17 protein-coding genes are annotated in these 18,193 nt (G+C 75.6%); 7 read left to right on the top strand and 10 right to left on the bottom strand.

Annotation, left to right across the window (positions count from 1 at the left end):
• Positions 1 to 294 precede the first annotated feature (294 nt).
• On the bottom strand, positions 295 to 1,026 hold the full coding sequence (locus AB0L74_RS11340) for a VIT1/CCC1 transporter family protein (protein ID WP_365648823.1): 732 nt from the start codon (positions 1,024 to 1,026) through the stop codon (positions 295 to 297).
• Between the two features lie 304 nt (positions 1,027 to 1,330).
• Here AB0L74_RS11340 and AB0L74_RS11335 point away from each other — a divergent pair, with 304 nt between their 5' ends.
• From AB0L74_RS11335 to AB0L74_RS11305, 7 genes are read left to right on the top strand one after another with little or no spacing between them, the layout of a single operon-like run.
• Positions 1,331 to 2,476, top strand: a complete 1,146-nt coding sequence (locus AB0L74_RS11335) for an ADP-ribosylglycohydrolase family protein (RefSeq protein WP_365648820.1) — start codon at positions 1,331 to 1,333, stop codon at positions 2,474 to 2,476.
• Positions 2,473 to 3,837 carry an ADP-ribosylglycohydrolase family protein gene (locus tag AB0L74_RS11330; protein WP_365648817.1) on the top strand — a complete coding sequence of 455 codons (1,365 nt, stop codon included), beginning with the start codon at positions 2,473 to 2,475 and terminating at the stop codon, positions 3,835 to 3,837. The genes AB0L74_RS11335 and AB0L74_RS11330 overlap by 4 nt, the downstream gene beginning before the upstream one ends.
• A gap of 8 nt (positions 3,838 to 3,845) precedes the next feature.
• Positions 3,846 to 5,045, top strand: a complete 1,200-nt coding sequence (locus AB0L74_RS11325; RefSeq protein WP_365648814.1) for an ADP-ribosylglycohydrolase family protein — start codon at positions 3,846 to 3,848, stop codon at positions 5,043 to 5,045.
• Complete coding sequence (locus tag AB0L74_RS11320; protein ID WP_365648811.1) at positions 5,033 to 6,400, top strand: ADP-ribosylglycohydrolase family protein; 1,368 nt, start codon at positions 5,033 to 5,035, stop codon at positions 6,398 to 6,400. Before AB0L74_RS11325 ends, AB0L74_RS11320 begins: the two co-directional genes overlap by 13 nt.
• On the top strand, positions 6,397 to 7,290 hold the full coding sequence (rbsK, locus tag AB0L74_RS11315; RefSeq protein WP_365648808.1) for a ribokinase: 894 nt from the start codon (positions 6,397 to 6,399) through the stop codon (positions 7,288 to 7,290). The genes AB0L74_RS11320 and rbsK overlap by 4 nt, the downstream gene beginning before the upstream one ends.
• Entirely contained in the window at positions 7,287 to 8,504 is a 1,218-nt protein-coding gene (locus AB0L74_RS11310; RefSeq protein WP_365648805.1) for a CoA transferase, read from the top strand. The genes rbsK and AB0L74_RS11310 overlap by 4 nt, the downstream gene beginning before the upstream one ends.
• Positions 8,501 to 9,421: a CoA ester lyase gene (locus AB0L74_RS11305; protein ID WP_365648802.1), complete on the top strand. Its 921-nt coding sequence runs from the start codon at positions 8,501 to 8,503 to the stop codon at positions 9,419 to 9,421. The genes AB0L74_RS11310 and AB0L74_RS11305 overlap by 4 nt, the downstream gene beginning before the upstream one ends.
• Positions 9,422 to 9,488: 67 nt before the next feature.
• Here the strand turns inward: AB0L74_RS11305 and lgt are convergent, their stop codons facing one another.
• From lgt to AB0L74_RS11260, 9 genes are all read right to left on the bottom strand, one after another.
• Positions 9,489 to 10,463, bottom strand: a complete 975-nt coding sequence (gene lgt / locus AB0L74_RS11300) for a prolipoprotein diacylglyceryl transferase (RefSeq protein WP_365648799.1) — start codon at positions 10,461 to 10,463, stop codon at positions 9,489 to 9,491.
• A gap of 102 nt (positions 10,464 to 10,565) precedes the next feature.
• The gene (locus AB0L74_RS11295; protein WP_365648797.1) at positions 10,566 to 11,333 is read right to left on the bottom strand and encodes a thioredoxin domain-containing protein; all 768 of its coding nucleotides are present in this window, start codon (positions 11,331 to 11,333) and stop codon (positions 10,566 to 10,568) included.
• Between the two features lie 88 nt (positions 11,334 to 11,421).
• Positions 11,422 to 12,237 carry a tryptophan synthase subunit alpha gene (gene trpA, locus AB0L74_RS11290; RefSeq protein WP_365648795.1) on the bottom strand — a complete coding sequence of 272 codons (816 nt, stop codon included), beginning with the start codon at positions 12,235 to 12,237 and terminating at the stop codon, positions 11,422 to 11,424.
• A complete protein-coding gene (gene trpB / locus AB0L74_RS11285) occupies positions 12,234 to 13,520 on the bottom strand; it encodes a tryptophan synthase subunit beta (protein ID WP_365648793.1) in 1,287 nt (428 codons plus the stop codon). The genes trpA and trpB overlap by 4 nt, the downstream gene beginning before the upstream one ends.
• 325 nt (positions 13,521 to 13,845) lie before the next feature.
• Positions 13,846 to 14,655: an indole-3-glycerol phosphate synthase TrpC gene (gene trpC, locus AB0L74_RS11280; protein WP_365648791.1), complete on the bottom strand. Its 810-nt coding sequence runs from the start codon at positions 14,653 to 14,655 to the stop codon at positions 13,846 to 13,848.
• Between the two features lie 170 nt (positions 14,656 to 14,825).
• On the bottom strand, positions 14,826 to 15,290 hold the full coding sequence (locus AB0L74_RS11275; RefSeq protein ID WP_365648789.1) for a DUF2752 domain-containing protein: 465 nt from the start codon (positions 15,288 to 15,290) through the stop codon (positions 14,826 to 14,828).
• Positions 15,291 to 15,506: 216 nt separating this feature from the next.
• Positions 15,507 to 15,773, bottom strand: coding sequence for an HGxxPAAW family protein (locus tag AB0L74_RS11270; protein ID WP_365648786.1), 267 nt, complete (start codon positions 15,771 to 15,773; stop codon positions 15,507 to 15,509).
• Between the two features lie 244 nt (positions 15,774 to 16,017).
• Entirely contained in the window at positions 16,018 to 16,656 is a 639-nt protein-coding gene (locus tag AB0L74_RS11265; protein WP_365648784.1) for a TIGR02234 family membrane protein, read from the bottom strand.
• Positions 16,657 to 16,697: 41 nt separating this feature from the next.
• Positions 16,698 to 18,191 (bottom strand): anthranilate synthase component I, encoded by a 1,494-nt coding sequence (locus tag AB0L74_RS11260; protein ID WP_365648782.1) that lies wholly within the window; start codon positions 18,189 to 18,191, stop codon positions 16,698 to 16,700.
• Between the last annotated feature and the right edge of the window lie 2 nt (positions 18,192 to 18,193).

The following is an 18,193-nucleotide window of genomic DNA, read 5'->3' as shown; positions in this document are numbered from 1 at the left end:
CATGATGGAGCGATTCTCGGGAACCGGATACTCCGTTCCAACATGCGGACACCGCAGGGTCGCGGGCGGGTGCCGCGCCCGGCGGAACAGAGCGGGAGGGACCGGCGCGGACGGGATCGGTCGGATCGGTGCCCGGCGGCCCGGAGGCTGTCGGAGCGGGCACCGTCGCCCACCCCGCAGACGCACGGTGGGCCTCATTGCCCACAGTGCTTACGGCTCATGCCCGGCGGCCATGCGGCCGAAACCAGCAAGTAACGACTACTTATGCGGCCCCTCGCATAAGTCCGAGCCGCGCTATCCTACGGCCGTTCCGAACAAACTGCCCAGGGCGTACGTCACACCGGCCGCGGCGCCGCCGAGGACGAGCTGCCGCAGGCCGCTGAACCACCAGGTCCGCGCGGTCACCCTGGCCACCACCGCGCCGCACAGGAAGAGCCCGAGCAGCGCCAGCGCGACGGCGGGCCACAGCGCGGTCGCGCCGAGCAGGTAGGGCAGGACGGGCAGCAGGGCGCCCAGCGCGAAGGAGCCGAAGGACGACACGGCCGCGACCAGCGGCGAGGGCAGGTCGCCGGGGTCGATGCCCAGTTCCTCGCGGGCGTGGATCTCCAGCGCCTGCTCCGGGTCGCGGGAGAGCTGCCGGGCCACCTCGCGGGCGAGATCCGGCTCGACGCCCCGTGCCGCGTAGAGCGCGGCGAGCTCGGCCTCCTCGTCCTGGGGGTGCTTTCGGAGCTCCCGGCGCTCCACCTCCAGCTCCGCCTCGACGAGTTCGCGCTGCGAGGCGACGGAGGTGTACTCGCCGGCGGCCATGGAGAAGGCGCCGGCGGCCAGGCCCGCGAGCCCGCTGAGCACGATCGCCTGCCGGTCGGCCGCGCCGCCCGCGACACCGGTCATCAGGGCGAGATTGGAGACCAGGCCGTCCATCGCGCCGAAGACGGCGGGACGCAGCCAGCCGCCGTTCACGTCCCGGTGCGTGTGGTTGTCGCGGTGCGCCTCGTGCAGGACGGCTTCGGTCTCGACGATGGCCATGAGTTACCCCCAGGTGTCTTCCGCGGAGCTGCTCGCGGAGCTCCTCCCAATGCGCTTGGACGGAGGCGCTTGGACGGAGTCCAACTTTCGACAACAACAAATCTACGCCGTCCATTTCCCGCTCGCCAGCAAGGAAAGGCTGGGCTTACCTGCGGCTTTGCCGCATTTCGCTCATCCGTGGGATGGAGTGCACAGATGTCGACCGGGTGACGCTGAGGGCGCCGAGGCTGGGTGGGACACCGCACCGGGGAGAGTTCCGCAAAGGGCTCTGCGCCTTCCGGGGCGCCCCCTGAGAGGAGGCCGCATGGCATCGACCGCCTGCATTCCCTCGGTCCCGGCGCCCCAGGGCGCCGGCGGCCTCGGCGACCGGGCGCGCGGGGCGCTGCTCGGGCTGGCCGTCGGGGACGCCCTCGGGGCCCCGGCGGAGAACCTGAAGCCCTCCGAGATCCGCGCGCGCTGGGGCCGCATCACGGGATTCGTGACCGAGGAGCCGTCCGGCACCGACGACACCGAGTACACGATCTTCTCCGGTCTGCTGCTGGCCCGGCACGGCTCCGCCCTCACCCCCGCCCATGTCGAGGCGGCCTGGCACGAGTGGATCGCGGACCGCGACGAGGGCCCCTTCCGGGGTGCGGGCTTCAGCGAGCGCGGCACGCTGGAGAACCTGCGCCGGGGCCTGGCGGCCCCCATCTCCGCCCAGCACCGCCACGCCTGGAGCGACGGCCTGGCCATGCGCGCCGCGCCCTACGGCGTGTTCGCGGCGGGCCGCCCCGCGGAGGCGGCCCGCCTGGTGGCGATCGACGGCTCGGTCAGCCACGACGGCGAGGGCATCCACGGCGGCCAGGCGGTGGCGGCGGGCGTCGCCGCGGCCATGGCGGGAGCACCGGTCACCGCGGTCGTCGCCGCCGCGCTGGCCGTCGTCCCGGACGACTCCTGGACGGCGCGCTGTCTGCGCCGGGCCGTGACGGCGGCCCACCGCGGCGAACGCGCCGTCCGTTCGGCGGTGGTCGTCGGCGGCTATCCGTGGACGGACCTGGCCCCCGAGGCCGTCGCCCTCGCCTTCGGGGCGTACGCGGCGGCCGACGGCGACTTCCGGGGCGCCGTCCTGACGGCCGTGAACATGGGGCGCGACGCCGACACGACCGCCGCGGTGGCGGGCGCCCTGGCCGGGGCGACACGGGGCGAGTCCGCCATCCCGGCGGAGTGGGCCGCCGCGATCGGCCCGGCACGCGGCAGCTGTCTGCCGGCGATGGCCGGGCGCCATGTGCTGGAGGTGGCGGACCTGCTGACGCGCGGGGAGCCCGCCGGGCCGGGCGCCCCGGCCCCCGGCGGCGTCCCCCTCGCGGAGGCGCCACCCGGCCCGGGACCGTCACCGGCACCGGCCGCCGCCGCGTCCGTGGACGCCCCGGCCGGCGGCCGCCGCGCCGGCGCGGCGGAGGCACGGCCGTGACCCGGGCCCGCCCGGCGGGCGAGGAACCGGCCACGACGGCGTACGCCGCCCCGCCCGGCCCGCCGGAACGGCCACCGGCCGCCGGTAACGGCCACCACCCCGGCCCCGACGCCCCGGCCCCGGCCGACTCCCCCGGCACCGCCGCACCGGCCTTGGCCCCCGCCCCGGCCGCCCCCCTGCACCCCACAACACCAGCCCCGCCCCCGGCCCCGGCCGGGCCCCCCGCCCCCCGCCAGGACAGCCCCCGCCCCCGCCGCGTCGAGGGGCTCCTCCTCGGTCTCGCCGCCGGTGACGCGGCGGGCTGGCCGGCCGCCCGGCACCGGGCCGCGCGGATGCCGGAGTGGACCCGGCGCCTGACCCGCGAGCTGGACACCTTCGCCGAGCGGAACGCGACCACGACCCTCCCCGTGCCCATCGCCCTCAACCAGCCGCCGGAACCGCTGCGCCTGGGCCCGTCGGACGACGCGGAGTGGGCGGTGTTCGCGGCGGAGGCGGTGCTGCGGGCCGGGGACGACACCGCGCTCGGGGACCTGAGCCGGGAGCGCCGCATGCGGGCCGCCATCGACCTGACCTGGAACGCGGTCGCCAGCGAGGTCGCGGCGGCGGCCGAACGCGCCCCCGAGGTGGAGTCCGCCGTGCTGCCGCTGCGCGCCCGCATCTCCGTGCGGGCGGGCCTCGGCAACCTCGCCACCGGTCTGCGCCCGCCCGCCACCGGCCACGACAACCCGCACTACTTCGACGACGCGGCCTGCGTCCGCGCCTGCGTGCTGGCCGTCGCCCACCCCGGTGACCCCCGGGGCGCGGCCGGCCTCGCCGAGTTCGACGCCCGCTACACCCAGGACGGCGACGGCGTGCACGGCGCCCGGGCGATGGCGGCGGCCCTCGCCTGCGCCCTCGCCGGGGCGGACGTACGGGCCTGTGTGACGGCCGCGCTCGCCGAACTGCCCGAGGAGACGGAGATCGGCCGCAACGCCCGGCAGGCACTGGCCCTCGCGGAGGAGGCCGGGTCCGCCTTCGCCCTGGTGCCTCTGCTGGAGCACCAGATCGTGGACCACGTCTACAGCTACGGCATCGCCGCCGCCGAGACGGTCCCGGTCGCCCTCGCCCTGGCCACCGCCGCCCGCGGCCGGATCGCGCGGGCGGTCCCGGCGGCGGCGTGCCTGTCCCGGGTCGCCGACTCCGCCCCGGCGCTGGCCGGCGCCCTGACCGGCGCCCTCGGCGGCGGCGCCGCGATCCCCGCGTCCTGGCGGGACGCCTGCCGCACCCTCTCCGGCTGCGCCCTGCCCCGGCTCACCGGCACGGACCTGGTGGAACTCGCCGGACTCCTGGAAGCCGCACAGCCGGCCCATCCCGGAGGATGATGCGGCCCATGACACCCACAAAAGGACAAACCAGGACAGCGCTTCTGGAGGAGCGGATCACCGGCGCCCTGGTCGGCGCGGCCGTCGGCGACGCGCTCGGCGGTCCCGTCGAGGGCTACTCCCCCGAGCAGATCCTCGAACGCCACGGCGGCCGCGTCCACGGCGTGGTCGGCCCCTGGCACGGCGACGCCTGGCGCACCGCCCGCCCGGTCGCGCCGTACCACAAGGGCGACGGCCACGTCACCGACGACACCTTGATGACCCACGCCCTGGTCCGGGTCTACACCACCGTCCGCGACCACCTGGACGCCTACGCGATCGCCGGCCACCTCGTGCCGGACCTGATGACGAACCCGCGCTGGATCCCCGAGCTGGAGGCCGAGGCCCTCCCCCTCCAGCGGATCTTCCTCGCGGAGAAGTGGCTGGTGGCCCGGCTCCACTACGGCCACGCCGACCCGCGCGAGGCCGGCGTCGGCAACATCGTCAACTGCGGTGCCGCGATGTACATGGCGCCGGTCGGCCTGGTCAACGCGGCCCACCCGGCGGGCGCGTACGCCGAGGCGCTCGACATCGCGGGCGCCCACCAGTCGTCGTACGGCCGGGAGGCGGCCGGCGTCTTCGCGGCCGCGGTCGCGGCGGCGTGCGCGCCCGGGGCCACCCCGGACTCGGTGGTCGCGGCCTGCCTGTCCCTGGCGAAGGACGGCACCCGGACGGCGATCGAGCGGGTCTGCGAGACGGCCGCCGGCCACTCGGACTTCGAGTCCGCGCTGGCCCCGCTGCGGGCGGCGGTCGCCCCGTACGACACGGTGGGCCCCGACTACCGTGCCCCGTCCCTGAACGCGCGCCGCCCGTCCCGGCTGCACGCCGTCGAGGAACTGCCCGTCGCCCTCGGCATGCTGGTGGTCTCCGGCGGCGACTACCGGCACGCGGTGCTCGGCGCGGTGAACTACGGCCGCGACTGCGACTCCATCGCCACGATGGCGGGGGCGCTGTGCGGCGCCCTGGGCGCCCCGGTCCCGCGGGAGTGGGCGAAGACGGTCGCGGAGGCGAGCCGACTGGACCTGTGGCAGCCGGCCGCCGCCCTCACCGAGGTGACCCGGGAGGTCTTCGCCCGGGACGTGGACCGGCGGCGCGCCCACGAGCGGGCGTTCGCCGGGCTCGGCGCCGGGCCCGCGGCGCGGGACGGGGGCCCGGCGTGCTCCGACTGACCTGGGTCCAGCCCGAGGACCTGATCGGCCACGAACTGCGCCAGGCGGCCCTGGACGGCCGGGAGCCGTCGGCGGTGGCGGCGCGCTGGCGGGCGGCGGGCGGCTGCGACGCCCCGGCGCGGGCGGGCGCGTCGCCCGGACCGGTCTCCCGCCGTCTGCGCCTGCTGGCCGAGGACCTCCTGGACGAACTGGCGGAGCTGCCCAGCGCGCTGGCGCAGGACGAGCCGACGGACCTGGACCGGATCAGGGCCCGGTGCCCGCGGTGGCCGGCCCGCTGTGAGCCCGCCTTCTCCCCCCCGCTCCGCCCCCGCCTGGAAGCCGCCTGGCTGGGGCGGGCCGTGGGCTGCCTGCTCGGCAAACCCGTCGAGAAACTCCCCCTCGACGGCATCCGCAGCCTCGCCCGGGCCACCGGGAACTGGCCGCTGGCCACGTACTTCACCGCCCGCGGCGTCCCCGCGGAGCTCGCCGCGCGCCACCCCTGGAACCGCCGCTCGGCGGCGACCTCCCTGGCCGAGTGCATCGACGGCATGCCCGAGGACGACGACCTCAACTACCCGCTGCTCAACCTGCTGCTCCTCCAGCGGCACGGCCGGGCCTTCACCACCGCCGACGTGGCCCGCGTCTGGCTGGACGAACTGCCCGCCGGCCGCGCCTTCACCGCCGAACGCGTCGCCTACCGCAACCTGCTCTGCGGCCTGGAGCCCCCGCACACCGCCCGCCACCGCAACCCCTTCCGCGAGTGGATCGGCGCCCTGATCCGCGCCGACCTGCACGGCTGGACCAACCCCGGCGACCCGGCGGCCGCGGCCGAACAGGCCCACCGCGACGCGGTGCTCACCCACACCGCCAACGGCGTGTACGCGGCGATGTTCGCGGCGGCCGTCATCGCCACCGCCGCCACCGGCTCGCACGACGTCCACGCCTGCCTGCGCACCGGTCTCACCGTCGTCCCGCCCGAATCCCGCCTGGCCCGCGCCGTCCGCCACGCCGTCCGGCTCGCCGAGACCCACGACGACTTCGACGACGTGGCCGACGCGCTCCACGCCGCCCACTCCCCCGCCCACCACTGGGTCCACGCCGTCCCCAACACCGCGCTGATCGCCGCCGCCCTCACCCACGCCGACGGCGACTTCACCGGTTCCATCTGCCGCGCCGTCTCGGGCGGCTGGGACACCGACTCCAACGGCGCGACGGCCGGCAGCGTCGCCGGCCTGCTGGCCGGCTCCCCCGCCGCCCTCCCCGACCGCTGGACCGCCCCCCTCAAGAACCGGCTGTCCACCTCCGTCGCCGACTTCGACGGCGCCGGCTTCGACGCCCTCGCCCACCTCACCCACCGGGAGGCCACCCGCCCATGACCGACATCGTCGTGCTCGGCAGCACGAACATGGACCTCGTCGCCTACGTCGAGAAGGCCCCGCAGCGCGGAGAGACGGTGACGGGACGGGAGTTCCGTACGATCCCCGGCGGCAAGGGCGCCAACCAGGCCATCGCCGCGGCCCGCGCGGGCGGCGCGGTGTCGGTGATCGGCGCGGTCGGCAACGACGCCTTCGGCTCCCGGCTGCGCGCCTGCCTGGAGGAGTCCGGCGTGCGCACCGACCACCTGCGCACCACCGAGGGCCCCTCCGGCACCGCGCACATCGTCGTGGACGACGAGGGCGGCAACGCGATCGTGGTGGTGCCCGGCGCGAACGGCACCGTCGACCGCCTCCTGCCCGGCGACGAGACCCTCATCGCGTCCGCCGGCTGCCTGCTGCTCCAGCTGGAGATCCCCCTCACGGCGGTCGTCGCGGGCGCCCGGACCGCCCGCGCCCACGGGGTCCGTACGATCCTCACCCCCGCCCCCGCCCGTCCCCTGCCGCCCGAACTCCTGGACGCCACCGACCTGCTGCTCCCCAACGAGCACGAGGCCGCCGCGCTCACCGGCCTGACCGACCCCCGGCAGGCGGCGACGGCGCTGCTGGAGCGGGTGCCCGAGGTGGTCGTCACGCTGGGCGCGGCGGGCAGCCTGTACGCGGCGCGCGGCGCCGAGCCGCTGACCGTCCCCGCGCCCCGGGTCACCGCCGTGGACTCCACCGGCGCCGGCGACACCTTCGCCGGCGCGCTCGCGGTGGCGCTCGGCGAGGGCCGCCCCGTGCGCGAGGCGCTGGCGTGGGCGGCCGCGGCGGCCTCCCTGTCCGTGCAGCGTCCCGGCGCGTCGGCGTCGATGCCCAGCCGTTCCGAGATCGAGGCGAGGTACACGTCGTGAGCCCCACCAGCCCCCCGGCGCGCACGCGCCCCGCGCCCCTGACCGGCCTGCGGGTCCTCGACCTCGCCACCCTGTTCGCCGGTCCGCTCGCCGCCACCATGCTCGGCGACTTCGGCGCCGAGGTCGTCAAGGTCGAGCACCCCGCCAAACCCGACCCGTCCCGCGGCCACGGCCCGTCGAAGAACGGCGTGGGCCTGTGGTGGAAGCTGCTGGGCCGCAACAAGCGCGCCATCACCCTGGACCTGTCCAAGCCCGGGGGCCGCAGGACCCTGCTCCGTCTCGCCGCGACCGCCGACGTGATCGTGGAAAACTTCCGGCCGGGCACGCTGGAGCGGTGGGACCTCGGCTGGGAGGAGCTGTCCGCCGTCAATCCGCGGCTGGTGCTCACCCGGGTCACCGGCTTCGGCCAGTTCGGCCCGTACGCGCACCGGCCCGGCTTCGGCACCCTCGCCGAGGCGATGAGCGGCTTCGCCGCGATCACCGGCGAACCGGACGGGCCGCCGACCCTGCCGCCGTTCGGCCTCGCCGACTCCATCGCCGCCCTGGCCACCGCGTACGCCGTGATGACCGCGCTCGCCGCCCGGGAGCGCACCGGTGAGGGGCAGGTCGTCGACATGGCCATCATCGAGCCGATCCTCACCGTGCTGGGGCCGCAGCCGATCTGGTACGACCAGCTCGGCCACGTCCAGCCGCGCACCGGCAACCGCTCGCAGAACAACGCCCCGCGCAACACCTACCGCACCGCCGACGGCGACTGGGTCGCCGTCTCGACCTCCGCCCAGTCGGTCGCCGAACGCGTGATGCGGCTGGTGGGCCGGCCCGAGCTGATCGACGAGCCGTGGTTCGCCACCGGCGCCGGGCGGGCGGGCCACGCCGGCGTCCTGGACGAGGCGGTCGGCGGCTGGATCGCCCGCCACACCCGCGCCGACGTCCTGGCCGCCTTCGAGCGGGCCGAGGCGGCGGTGGCCCCGGTGCAGGACGTCCGGGACGTGATGACCGACCCGCAGTACCGGGCGCTGGGCACCCTGGCCACCGTCGACGACCCGGAGCTGGGCCCGCTGCGGATGCAGAACGTCCTCTTCCGGCTCTCCGCCACCCCGGGCGCGATCCGCTGGGCGGGCCGCCCGCACGGCGCGGACACCGAGGAGGTCCTCGCCGAGCTGGGCCTGACCCGCACCGACGTCAAGGCGCTGCGCGAGGAGGGCGCCGTATGAGCCGTACGACGACCGCGGTGAAACCCCCGGGCGCCGGCCCGTGGTCCGCCGATCGCCGTGCCGCGCCCGCCGCCGCCCCGGACCGTCCGCAGGCCACCCCGCTGACCTGGCTGTACGCACCCGGCGACCGCCCGCAGGTGGTGGCCAAGGCGCTGGCGGCGGGCGCCGACGTGGTGGTGGTCGACCTGGAGGACGCGGTCGCCCGGGACCGCAAGGGGTACGCCCGCGCGGCCACCGCCGAACTCCTCGGCGAGGCCCAGCCGGTGCCGGTCCACGTCCGGGTGAACGCCCTGGACGGGCCGCTGGCGCGGGCGGACCTGGAGGCACTGGCCGGTCTGCCCGGCCTGTCCGGGCTGCGGCTGCCGAAGGTGACCTGCCCGGAGCAGATCACCGCCGTCGCCGAGGCCACCGCCCGACCCGGCGGGGGCGGCCCGCCGCTGTACGCGCTCCTGGAGTCGGCGCTGGGCGTGGAGCGGGCGTACCCGATCGCCTGCGCCCACCCCGCCCTGCACGGCATCGGGCTCGGCGAGGCGGACCTGCGGGCGGACCTGGGGGTGCGGGAGGAGACCGGCCTGGACTGGTCCCGTTCCCGGGTGGTCGTGGCGGCGCGGGCGGCGGGCCTGGCCCCGCCCGCGCAGTCGGTCCATCCCGACACCCGGGACCTGGAGGGCCTGGCGGCCTCCTGCGCCCGCGGCCGGGCGCTCGGCTTCCTGGGCCGCGCCGCGATCCATCCCCGTCAGCTGCCGATCATCGAGCGTGCCTATCTGCCCACCGAGCGGGAGCTGGAGGAGGCGGCGACGATCGTGGAGGCGGCGGCGGCCCGGCCGGGCGCCCAGGCGCTCGCGGACGGCCGTTTCGTCGACGCGGCCGTGGTGGCGGCGGCCCGGCGCACCCTGTCGCTGGCCCGCCGCCCCTGATGACGCGCCGAGGGCGCCCGGACAGCTCCCGGGCGCCCTCGGCGACGTACGGTGTGCGGGCCGGCCGTCAGCTCTTCCCGGCCGGGTCGGCCCCGCCTGGTGTCGTGCCCTCCCCGCCCTTGCCGGCGCTCGCGGAGGCACCGGAGGACGCGGAGGAACCGGCGGAACCGGCTCGGGCGCCGGTCTCGCCGGCCTCGTCGTTCTCCTCGCCGTCACCGGAGGGCCCGGCGCCCGGCTCGACCACGGGCTCCCGGCCAGGCCGCTTGCGCGCCGAGACGACGATGTACGTCACGGCCAGCAGGAACACCAGCAGCGCGGTCCAGTTGTTCAGCCGCAGACCGAGGATGTGGTGGGCGTCGTCGACGCGCATGTACTCGATCCAGAAGCGGCCCGCGCAGTACGCGGCGACGTACAGCGCGAACGCCCGTCCGTGTCCCAGCCGGAAGCGGCGGTCGGCCCAGATCACCAGCAGCGCGACGCCGACGCACCACAGCGACTCGTACAGGAACGTCGGATGGTACGTGCCGGGCTCCCGGCCGTCCGCCGACGAGGTGATCTTCAGTGCCCACGGCAGGTCGGTGGCCCGCCCGTACAGCTCCTGGTTGAACCAGTTGCCCCAGCGGCCGATGGCCTGCGCGAAGGCGATGCCGGGCGCGACGGCGTCGGCGTAGGCGGGCATCGGGATGCCCCGCCGCCGGCAGCCGATCCACGCGCCCAGCGCGCCGAGCGCGATCGCGCCCCAGATGCCGAGTCCGCCCTCCCAGACCTTGAAGGCGTCCACCCAGTCGCGGCCCTCGCTGAAGTACAGCTCGTAGTCCGTGATCACGTGGTAGAGCCGGCCGCCGACCAGGCCGAAGGGAACGGCCCAGACCGCGATGTCGGCCACCGTCCCGGACCGCCCGCCCCGGGCGATCCAGCGCTTGTTGCCGAGCCATACGGCAACGAAGACGCCGATGATGATGCAGAACGCGTAGCCGCGCAGCGGAACGGGGCCGAGATACAGCACCCCGCGCGACGGGCTGGGAATGTAGGCAAGTTCCATGGCAGGGTCGACGCTACCGTGCCGGGCGGGACCCGCGGCGGGCAGCCCGGCTACGGGTCCATAACGGGCGGGCGTCGCCGGCGGCTCGTCCCTGGTGCGGCACTAGTTCGCGTCCCGCACCATCTGCTTCAGCTTCGCCGGTGTCATCGAGCGGTCCTGGTAGATGTTGCGGCCGTCCAGCAGCACGGTCGGGGTGCCGGTGTAGTCGCTGGTGCGGAAGGTCTCGTTGGACTTGTCGACCCAGCTGCCGTGGGTACCGTCCTCCACGCACCGGCGGAACGCCGGCGTGTCGAGGCCGTCGACCTTCCCGGCCAGCTCGATCAGCCTGCCGTTCTCGCCGAACGCGTCGTCGGTCTCCGGGGGCTGGTTGTCGTACAGCACGTCGTGGTACGGGGTGAACTTCCCGGCGTCCTGGGCGCAGGCCGCGGCGTTGGCCGCCTTGCGGGAGCCGCTGCCGCCCATGCCTCCGTCGATGATCGTCGCCAGGCGGTACTCGACCTTGAGCTGCCCGGCGTCGGTCAGTTCGTGGATCGTCGAGCGGTAGGTCTGCTCGAAGCCCTTGCAGGCCGGGCAGCGGAAGTCCTCCCAGATGGTGAGCGTCGATCCGGCGCCCGCCGCGCCGACCGGGATGGCGAGGCTGTCCTCGCCCTGGGCGCCGGAGGGGGCGACGACGGGGCCCGCCGTGTCGCCGTCGTCCTTGCCCGCGTTGGCGGCGATCACGCCGATGACCGCCGCGAGCCCGAGGACGCAGACCACGCTCGCCCCCACGATCAGCGCGCGCCGTCGCTTCTCCGCGCTCTTCTGCTTCTCGCGCTCCATCGCCAGCCGCTGTCGGGCGGCGCGCTTTCCGTCACGGTTCTTCTCGCTCACACCTCGCAGAACGAACCGGGGAGGCGCACCGCGCCTCCCCGGTCCCAGGTCCACCCGTACGGGGGACCCGTGCGTCGTGCGGGCCCCGTTACGCCTGTCCGCGCACGCCGCGGGCGAGTTCGCCCGCCAGCGCGCGGACCGCCTCGACGCCGGCCGCGTGGTCCGGGGCGTCCAGCATCCGCTTGACGAAGGCGGAGCCGACGATCACGCCGTCGGCGAAGCCGGCGACCTCACGGGCCTGGGCGGCGTTGGAGACGCCGAGCCCGACGCAGACCGGCAGGTCGGTGGTGGCGCGGGTGCGCCGCACCAGATCCTGGGCCTGCGAGCCGACCGACTCGCGGGTGCCGGTGACGCCCATGAGGGAGGCGGCGTAGACGAAGCCGCTGCCCGCCGCGGTGATCTCGGCGAGCCGCTCGTCCTTGCTGCTGGGCGCGACCACGAAGACCGTGGCGAGCCCGTGCTTGTCGGCGTGCTCGCGCCACAGCGCCGACTCCTGCACCGGCAGGTCGGGCAGGATGCACCCGGCGCCGCCCGCCTCGGCGAGCTCGGCGGTGAAGCGCTCCACGCCGTAGCGGTCGATGGGGTTCCAGTACGTCATGACGAGGACCGGCTTGCCGGTGGCCGCGTGCGCCTCGCGGACGGTGCGCATCACGTCGGCGATCCTCAGACCGCCGCGCAGGGCGATGTCGTCGGCGGTCTGGATGACCGGGCCGTCCAGGACCGGGTCGCTGTGCGGCAGGCCGACCTCGACGACGTCGGCGCCGCCCTCGAAGGCGGCCTTGACGGCCTCGATGCCGCCGTCCACGGTCGGGAACCCGGCCGGGAGGTAGGCGATGAGGGCGGAGCGGCCCTCGGCCTTCGCCGCCGCGAGGGTGTCGTTCAGCAGTTGCACGTTCCCGCTCACTTGGCGTCCCCCTCGATCTCGGCGGCGGCGCCGGCCTCGTCGGCGGCGACCTCGGCGTCGGTGTCGTACAGCCCGAAGTAGCGGGCGGCGGTGTCCATGTCCTTGTCGCCGCGGCCGGAGAGGTTGACCACGATCAGCCCGTCCTTGCCCAGCTCCTTGCCGACCTCCAGGGCGCCGGCCAGCGCGTGGGCGCTCTCGATGGCCGGGATGATGCCCTCGGTGCGCGACAGCAGGAGCAGCGCCCGCATGGCCGCGTCGTCGGTGACCGCGCGGTACTCGCCGCGGCCGGAGTCCTTGAGGTAGGAGTGCTCCGGGCCGATGCCGGGGTAGTCCAGACCGGCCGAGATGGAGTACGGCTCGGTGATCTGGCCCTCGTCGTCCTGGAGGACGTAGGAGCGGGAGCCGTGCAGGATGCCGGGCTCGCCCGCGGTGAGGGTGGCCGCGTGCTCGCCGGTCTCGACGCCGTGCCCGGCGGGCTCGCAGCCGATGAGGCGGACGGAGGCGTCCGGGATGAACGCGTGGAAGAGGCCGATGGCGTTGGAGCCGCCGCCCACGCAGGCGATCGCGGCGTCGGGCAGGCGCCCGGCGCGCTCCAGGAGCTGGCGGCGGGCCTCGACGCCGATGACCCGGTGGAAGTCGCGGACCATGGCCGGGAAGGGGTGGGGGCCGGCGACGGTACCGAAGAGGTAGTGGGTGTGGTCGACGTTGGCGACCCAGTCGCGGAACGCCTCGTTGATGGCGTCCTTCAGCGTGCGGCTGCCGGACTTCACGGCGATGACCTCGGCGCCGAGCATGCGCATGCGGGCCACGTTGAGGGCCTGGCGCCGGGTGTCGACCTCGCCCATGTAGATGGTGCAGTCGAGGCCGAAGAGCGCGCAGGCGGTCGCCGTCGCCACGCCGTGCTGGCCGGCGCCGGTCTCCGCGATGACACGGGTCTTGCCCATCCGCTTGGTGAGCAGCGCCTGGCCGAGCACGTTGTTGATCTTGTGGGAGCCGGTGTGGTTGAGGTCCTCGCGCTTGAGGAAGACCCGGGCGCCGCCGGCGTGCTCGGCGAACCGGGGCACCTCGGTCAGGGCGCTGGGGCGGCCGGTGTAGTGGACCAGCAGGTCGTCGAGCTCGCGGGCGAACTCGGGGTCGGCCTTGGCCTTGTCGTACTCGACGGCGACCTCGTCGACGGCGGCGACGAGCGCCTCCGGGATGAACTTGCCGCCGAACGCGCCGAAGTAGCCCTCGGCGCTGGGGACCCGGCCTTCGGGGTCGGGAACGAAGAACTCGCTGGGCATGGTGAGACCTCACGGTGAGTGTGCGGACACGGTTCGCCGTGGGGGCGGGGTGGTCAGGCGGCCGTGGTCCGGCCGTGACGCGTCGGCGCGCTCACGCGGCCGGGCCGCGTGTCGCGCAGATCCCCGCGCCCCTCGCGGGGGCGCACCATCGCCGTCCGTTGACCTGTCCGGGCTCGTCGCCGATGACGTAGCGGACCCGTCGGCCGTGCACGCGGCGCGCGGGCGCGCGGCAGCCACGGGGGCGGCAGCCGCGCGCGAGGCGGGCGTACCGGTCCGTGGTCGTCGGGGGGGCCGTCGGTGTCATCGGGGCAAGCCTACCGGGGTGTCAGCCGCGTCCGTGCCGCAGCGCGGGGTGTTCGCCCGCCGCCACCAGGTCGGCGACGGCCGCCTTCGGGTCGCGGCCGGTGACGAGGGACTCGCCGACCAGCACGGCGTCGGCCCCGGCGTTGGCGTAGGCGATCAGGTCGTGCGGGCCGCGGACGCCGGACTCGGCGACCTTGACGATGTGGTCCGGGATCTCCGGGGCGAGGCGTTCGAAGGTGCCGCGGTCGACCTCGAGGGTCTTCAGGTCGCGGGCGTTGACGCCGATCACCTTGGCGCCCGCGTCGACGGCGCGGTCGACCTCGTCCTCGTCGTGCACCTCGACGAGCGGGGTGAGGCCGATGGACTCGGCGCGCTCGATGAGCGATTCCAGGGCCGGCTGGTCCAGGGCGGCGACGATCAGCAGCGCCAGGTCGGCGCCGTGCGCCCGGGCCTCCCAGAGCTGGTACGACGTGACGATGAAGTCCTTGCGCAGTACGGGGATGTCCACGCGTGCGCGGACCGCCTCCAGGTCCGCGAGCGAGCCGCCGAAGCGCCGCTGCTCGGTGAGGACGGAGATGACGGCCGCGCCGCCCGCCTCGTAGTCGGCGGCGAGCCCGGCCGGGTCGGCGATGGCGGCCAGCGCGCCCTTGGACGGGCTGGAGCGCTTGACCTCGCAGATCACCTTGACGCCGTCGCCGCGCAGCGCGGCCCGGCCGTCCTTGGGTGCGGGAGCCTTGGCCGCGCGCTCCTTGAGCTCGTCGAGGCTGACGCGCGCCTGCCGCTCCGCGAGGTCGGCACGGACTCCGTCGATGATCTCGTCGAGCACACTCACGCGAGCGGCCCCCTTCCAACGGTTGGCTTCAAGCGGTCGCTTCCGCCCGGGTCCGCCGCGTCGGGCGGGGGTCGGAGCGGACCGATGGTCCCTGTGATGGTATCCGCTGGCCGGGGAAGGCCCCGCATCCGGTGGATGCCGGTCCCACTACCTGGACACTCGCCGGATGATCAAGGATGGAGCCAGCCACCGAACGGCAGGTTCCGGACAACGGTGAACACCAGCAGCAGGGCCCCCAGCGTCCACGCGTGCCACGGCGCGGGGTCGAGGCGCGGGGGGCGGCCGCGCGCGGCGCGGACCACCCAGACGGTCCACAGCACGGCGAAGCCCGCGTAGCCGAGGACCGCGGGCGCGTTGGCCTGGAGCGCGGTGAGGACGTCCCCGTGGACGACGGCGTGGGCGCTGCGCAGGCCGCCGCAGCCGGGGCAGTACAGCCCGGTCAGGCGCAGCAGCGGGCAGGCCGGGTAGTGGCCGGGCTCGTTGGGGTCCACCGTCCCCACGTACGCGAAGGCTCCGGCGACGGCCGCGAGCACCGCGGCCGGCAGGGCGAGGCGGACGGCGGCGCGGGAGGGGGCCGGCGGGGCCGGCGTCGTGCGGGGGGTGGGGTTCCGGGTGTCGGCGTCCACGCCTCGCATTGTGCCCCGCGCGGGGCGGCGGCGCGCTCACAGGGGGGCACGCGCGGGTGAGAGGGGGACGGCCGTGGCCTCGGCGGGCGCACGCGCGTGAGGCTTCGCACACGCGTGAGGGGCGGTTCCGGCACCCTGACGGGCCGGCCGCCCCTCCACGAAGCCGCACCCGGCTCCGGTACGCGGCCCGCCGGTCGGCGGGCCCGTACGGATGCCGTACGGAGATCAGCCCTCGACGCCCGCCGGCTGGCGCTTGTCGGCCTGCTTCTTGTCCGTGGCCAGGTGCACCGGGTGGGTGTCCTTCGGCTGGCCGAGGCCCATCCCGCGCATGATGGCGCCGACGATGCCGCCGAGGAGCACGACCGCCATGCCGGCCCAGAAGCCCACGGGCTGGGCCATCACCGTGAACGCGCCCGCGACGCAGAAACCGATGAAGGCGATGATGACACCGGTCCAGGCGGCCGGGGTGTGACCGTGGCTGCTGCCCGCCATTGCTTGCTCCTCGTTGCTCTGTGCGTGTCCGAGCGGGACGCTCGTGCGCCCATTGTCCCGCACGCGCGCGCGTGGAGTGATCGGGGGTGCTCCCCCGGCACGCGTGACGCGCGGGAAGGCCGGGCCTTCGGTGCCGCACGCGACCACCGGGGGCCCGGACACCGCGCGGGGACGAGTGCCCAGACGGGCGTGGGTGAACCTCTGGCGGACCGGACCGGACCGGAGAGGCCGGACCGGGGCCGGGTCAGGCGCCGGTCGGGTCCTCGCCCCGGTCGAGGGCCTTCCAGATCTCCTCGGGGCGGTCGGGGTCGGCGGCGGCGGTACGGCGCGGGCGGGGGGCGCCGGAGCGCTCGTAGCGGCCGGACATCGAGGGCCACAGCCGGCCGTAGCGCAGGGCGAGCAGTCCGGCCAGCAGGATCAGGACGCCGCCCGCGGCGGCGACGTAGGGCCAGGCGGTGTGGGTGAGCGCGTCCACGGTGGCGGAGGTGTCACCGGCCGCGCGGGCGGCCTGCTCGTCGAGGGCGGAGCCGTCACAGGCGCCGGTCAGGGCCGCCGCGACGGTGCCCGAGCCGCACAGCGCCAGCAGGCCCGCGACCGCCGTCCGTCCGGCGCGGCGGACCGCGAAGACGGCGACGAGCGCGGCGAGCCCCACTATGGCGAGCGCCGCGGGCACGCCCGTGACGTCGCTGCCCTTGGCGGTCAGCGGGAAGGCGCCGCCGGCCACCGACACGGTGCCCTGAGCCCACTCCTGCCGGGTGGCCAGCAGCGCCACGGCCGCGCCCAGCGCGCCGCACAGCAGCGCGAGGGCGAGGCTCCGGCGGCCGGCCCGGGCGGGTCGTGCGGCTTCGGTACGGGGGTGCGGTGCGGCAGTCACGTACTCCACTATCGCCTGAACCCCGGGCGAACCGTCACCCGGGGTTCGGCTCAGCCCCTTCCCAGCCGGTTCGCCGTGTGCACGGCCCGCAGCACCGCCGCCGCCTTGTTGCGGCACTCGGTGTCCTCCGCGACCGGGTCGGAGTCGGCGACGACACCGGCGCCCGCCTGGACGTAGGCGGTGCCGTCGCGCAGCAGCGCGGTGCGGATCGCGATGGCGGTGTCGGAGTCGCCCGCGAAGTCCAGGTAGCCGACGCAGCCGCCGTACAGGCCGCGCCGGGACGGCTCCAGTTCGTCGATGATCCGCAGCGCGCGCGGCTTGGGCGCCCCGGAGAGGGTGCCGGCCGGGAAGCAGGCGGTCAGCACGTCGAAGGCGGTCCGGCCGGGCGCGACGCGGCCGGTGACCGTGGAGACGATGTGCATGACGTGCGAGTAGCGCTCGATGGACATGAAGTCGACGACCTCGACCGAGCCGGGCTCGCAGACCCGCCCCAGGTCGTTGCGGCCCAGGTCGACGAGCATGAGGTGCTCGGCGCGCTCCTTGGGGTCGGCGAGGAGTTCCTCGGCGAGGGCCTGGTCCTCCCGCGGGGTGGCGCCGCGGGGCCGGGTGCCGGCGATGGGGTGGAGCATGGCCCGCCCGTCCTCGACCTTGACCAGCGCCTCGGGGGACGAGCCGACGACGTCGAAGCCGTCGAAGCGGAACAGGTACATGTACGGGGAGGGGTTGGTGGCCCGCAGCACCCGGTACACGTCCAGGGCGCTCGCCGTGCACGGCGTCTCGAAGCGCTGGGAGGGAACCACCTGGAAGGCTTCCCCGGCGCGGATGCGTTCCTTGATGTCCTCGACGGCCGCCTGGTAGTCGGGGCCGCCCCACCGCGCGGTGTACTCCGGCAGCTCCGAGGGCGGCAGCGCGGCCGGGGGCTGGGCGACCGCGCGGGTCAGGTCGGCCTCCATGGCGTCCAGGCGGGCGACCGCGTCGGCGTACGCCTCGTCGACACCGGTGTCGAGGTCGTTGTGGTTGATCGCGTTGGCGATCAGCCAGACGGCGCCCTCCCAGTGGTCCATGACGGCGAGATCGCTGGTCAGGAGCATGGTGAGCTCGGGGATGCGGAGATCGTCCCGGTCCCCGGGGCCGACCTTCTCCAGACGGCGCACGATGTCATAGCCGAGATAGCCGACCATGCCGCCGGTGAACGGCGGCAGTCCCAGGTCGTGCGCCAGGTCGCGGGGGGTGTGCAGGGCCTCCACGGTGGCGCGCAGGGCGGCGAGCGGATCACCGGCCGCGGGGACGCCGACGGGCGGCGTGCCGAGCCAGTGGGCCTCGCCGTCCCGTTCCGTCAGCGTCGCCGCCGACCGCACGCCCACGAAGGAGTACCGGGACCAGGAGCGCCCGTTCTCCGCGGACTCCAGCAGGAAGGTGCCGGGGCGCTCGGCGGCCAGCTTGCGGTAGAGCGCGACCGGGGTGTCGCCGTCGGCGAGGAGCTTGCGGGTGACCGGGATGACCCGGCGGTCGGCCGCCAGCTTGCGGAACGTTTCGAGGTCCATGG

It is taken from the genome of Streptomyces sp. NPDC052020, assembly GCF_040680575.1.
Classification (GTDB): domain Bacteria; phylum Actinomycetota; class Actinomycetes; order Streptomycetales; family Streptomycetaceae; genus Streptomyces.
The sequence above is the reverse complement of the archived record's forward strand: the minus strand, read 5'-3'. Positions and strand labels throughout refer to the sequence as shown.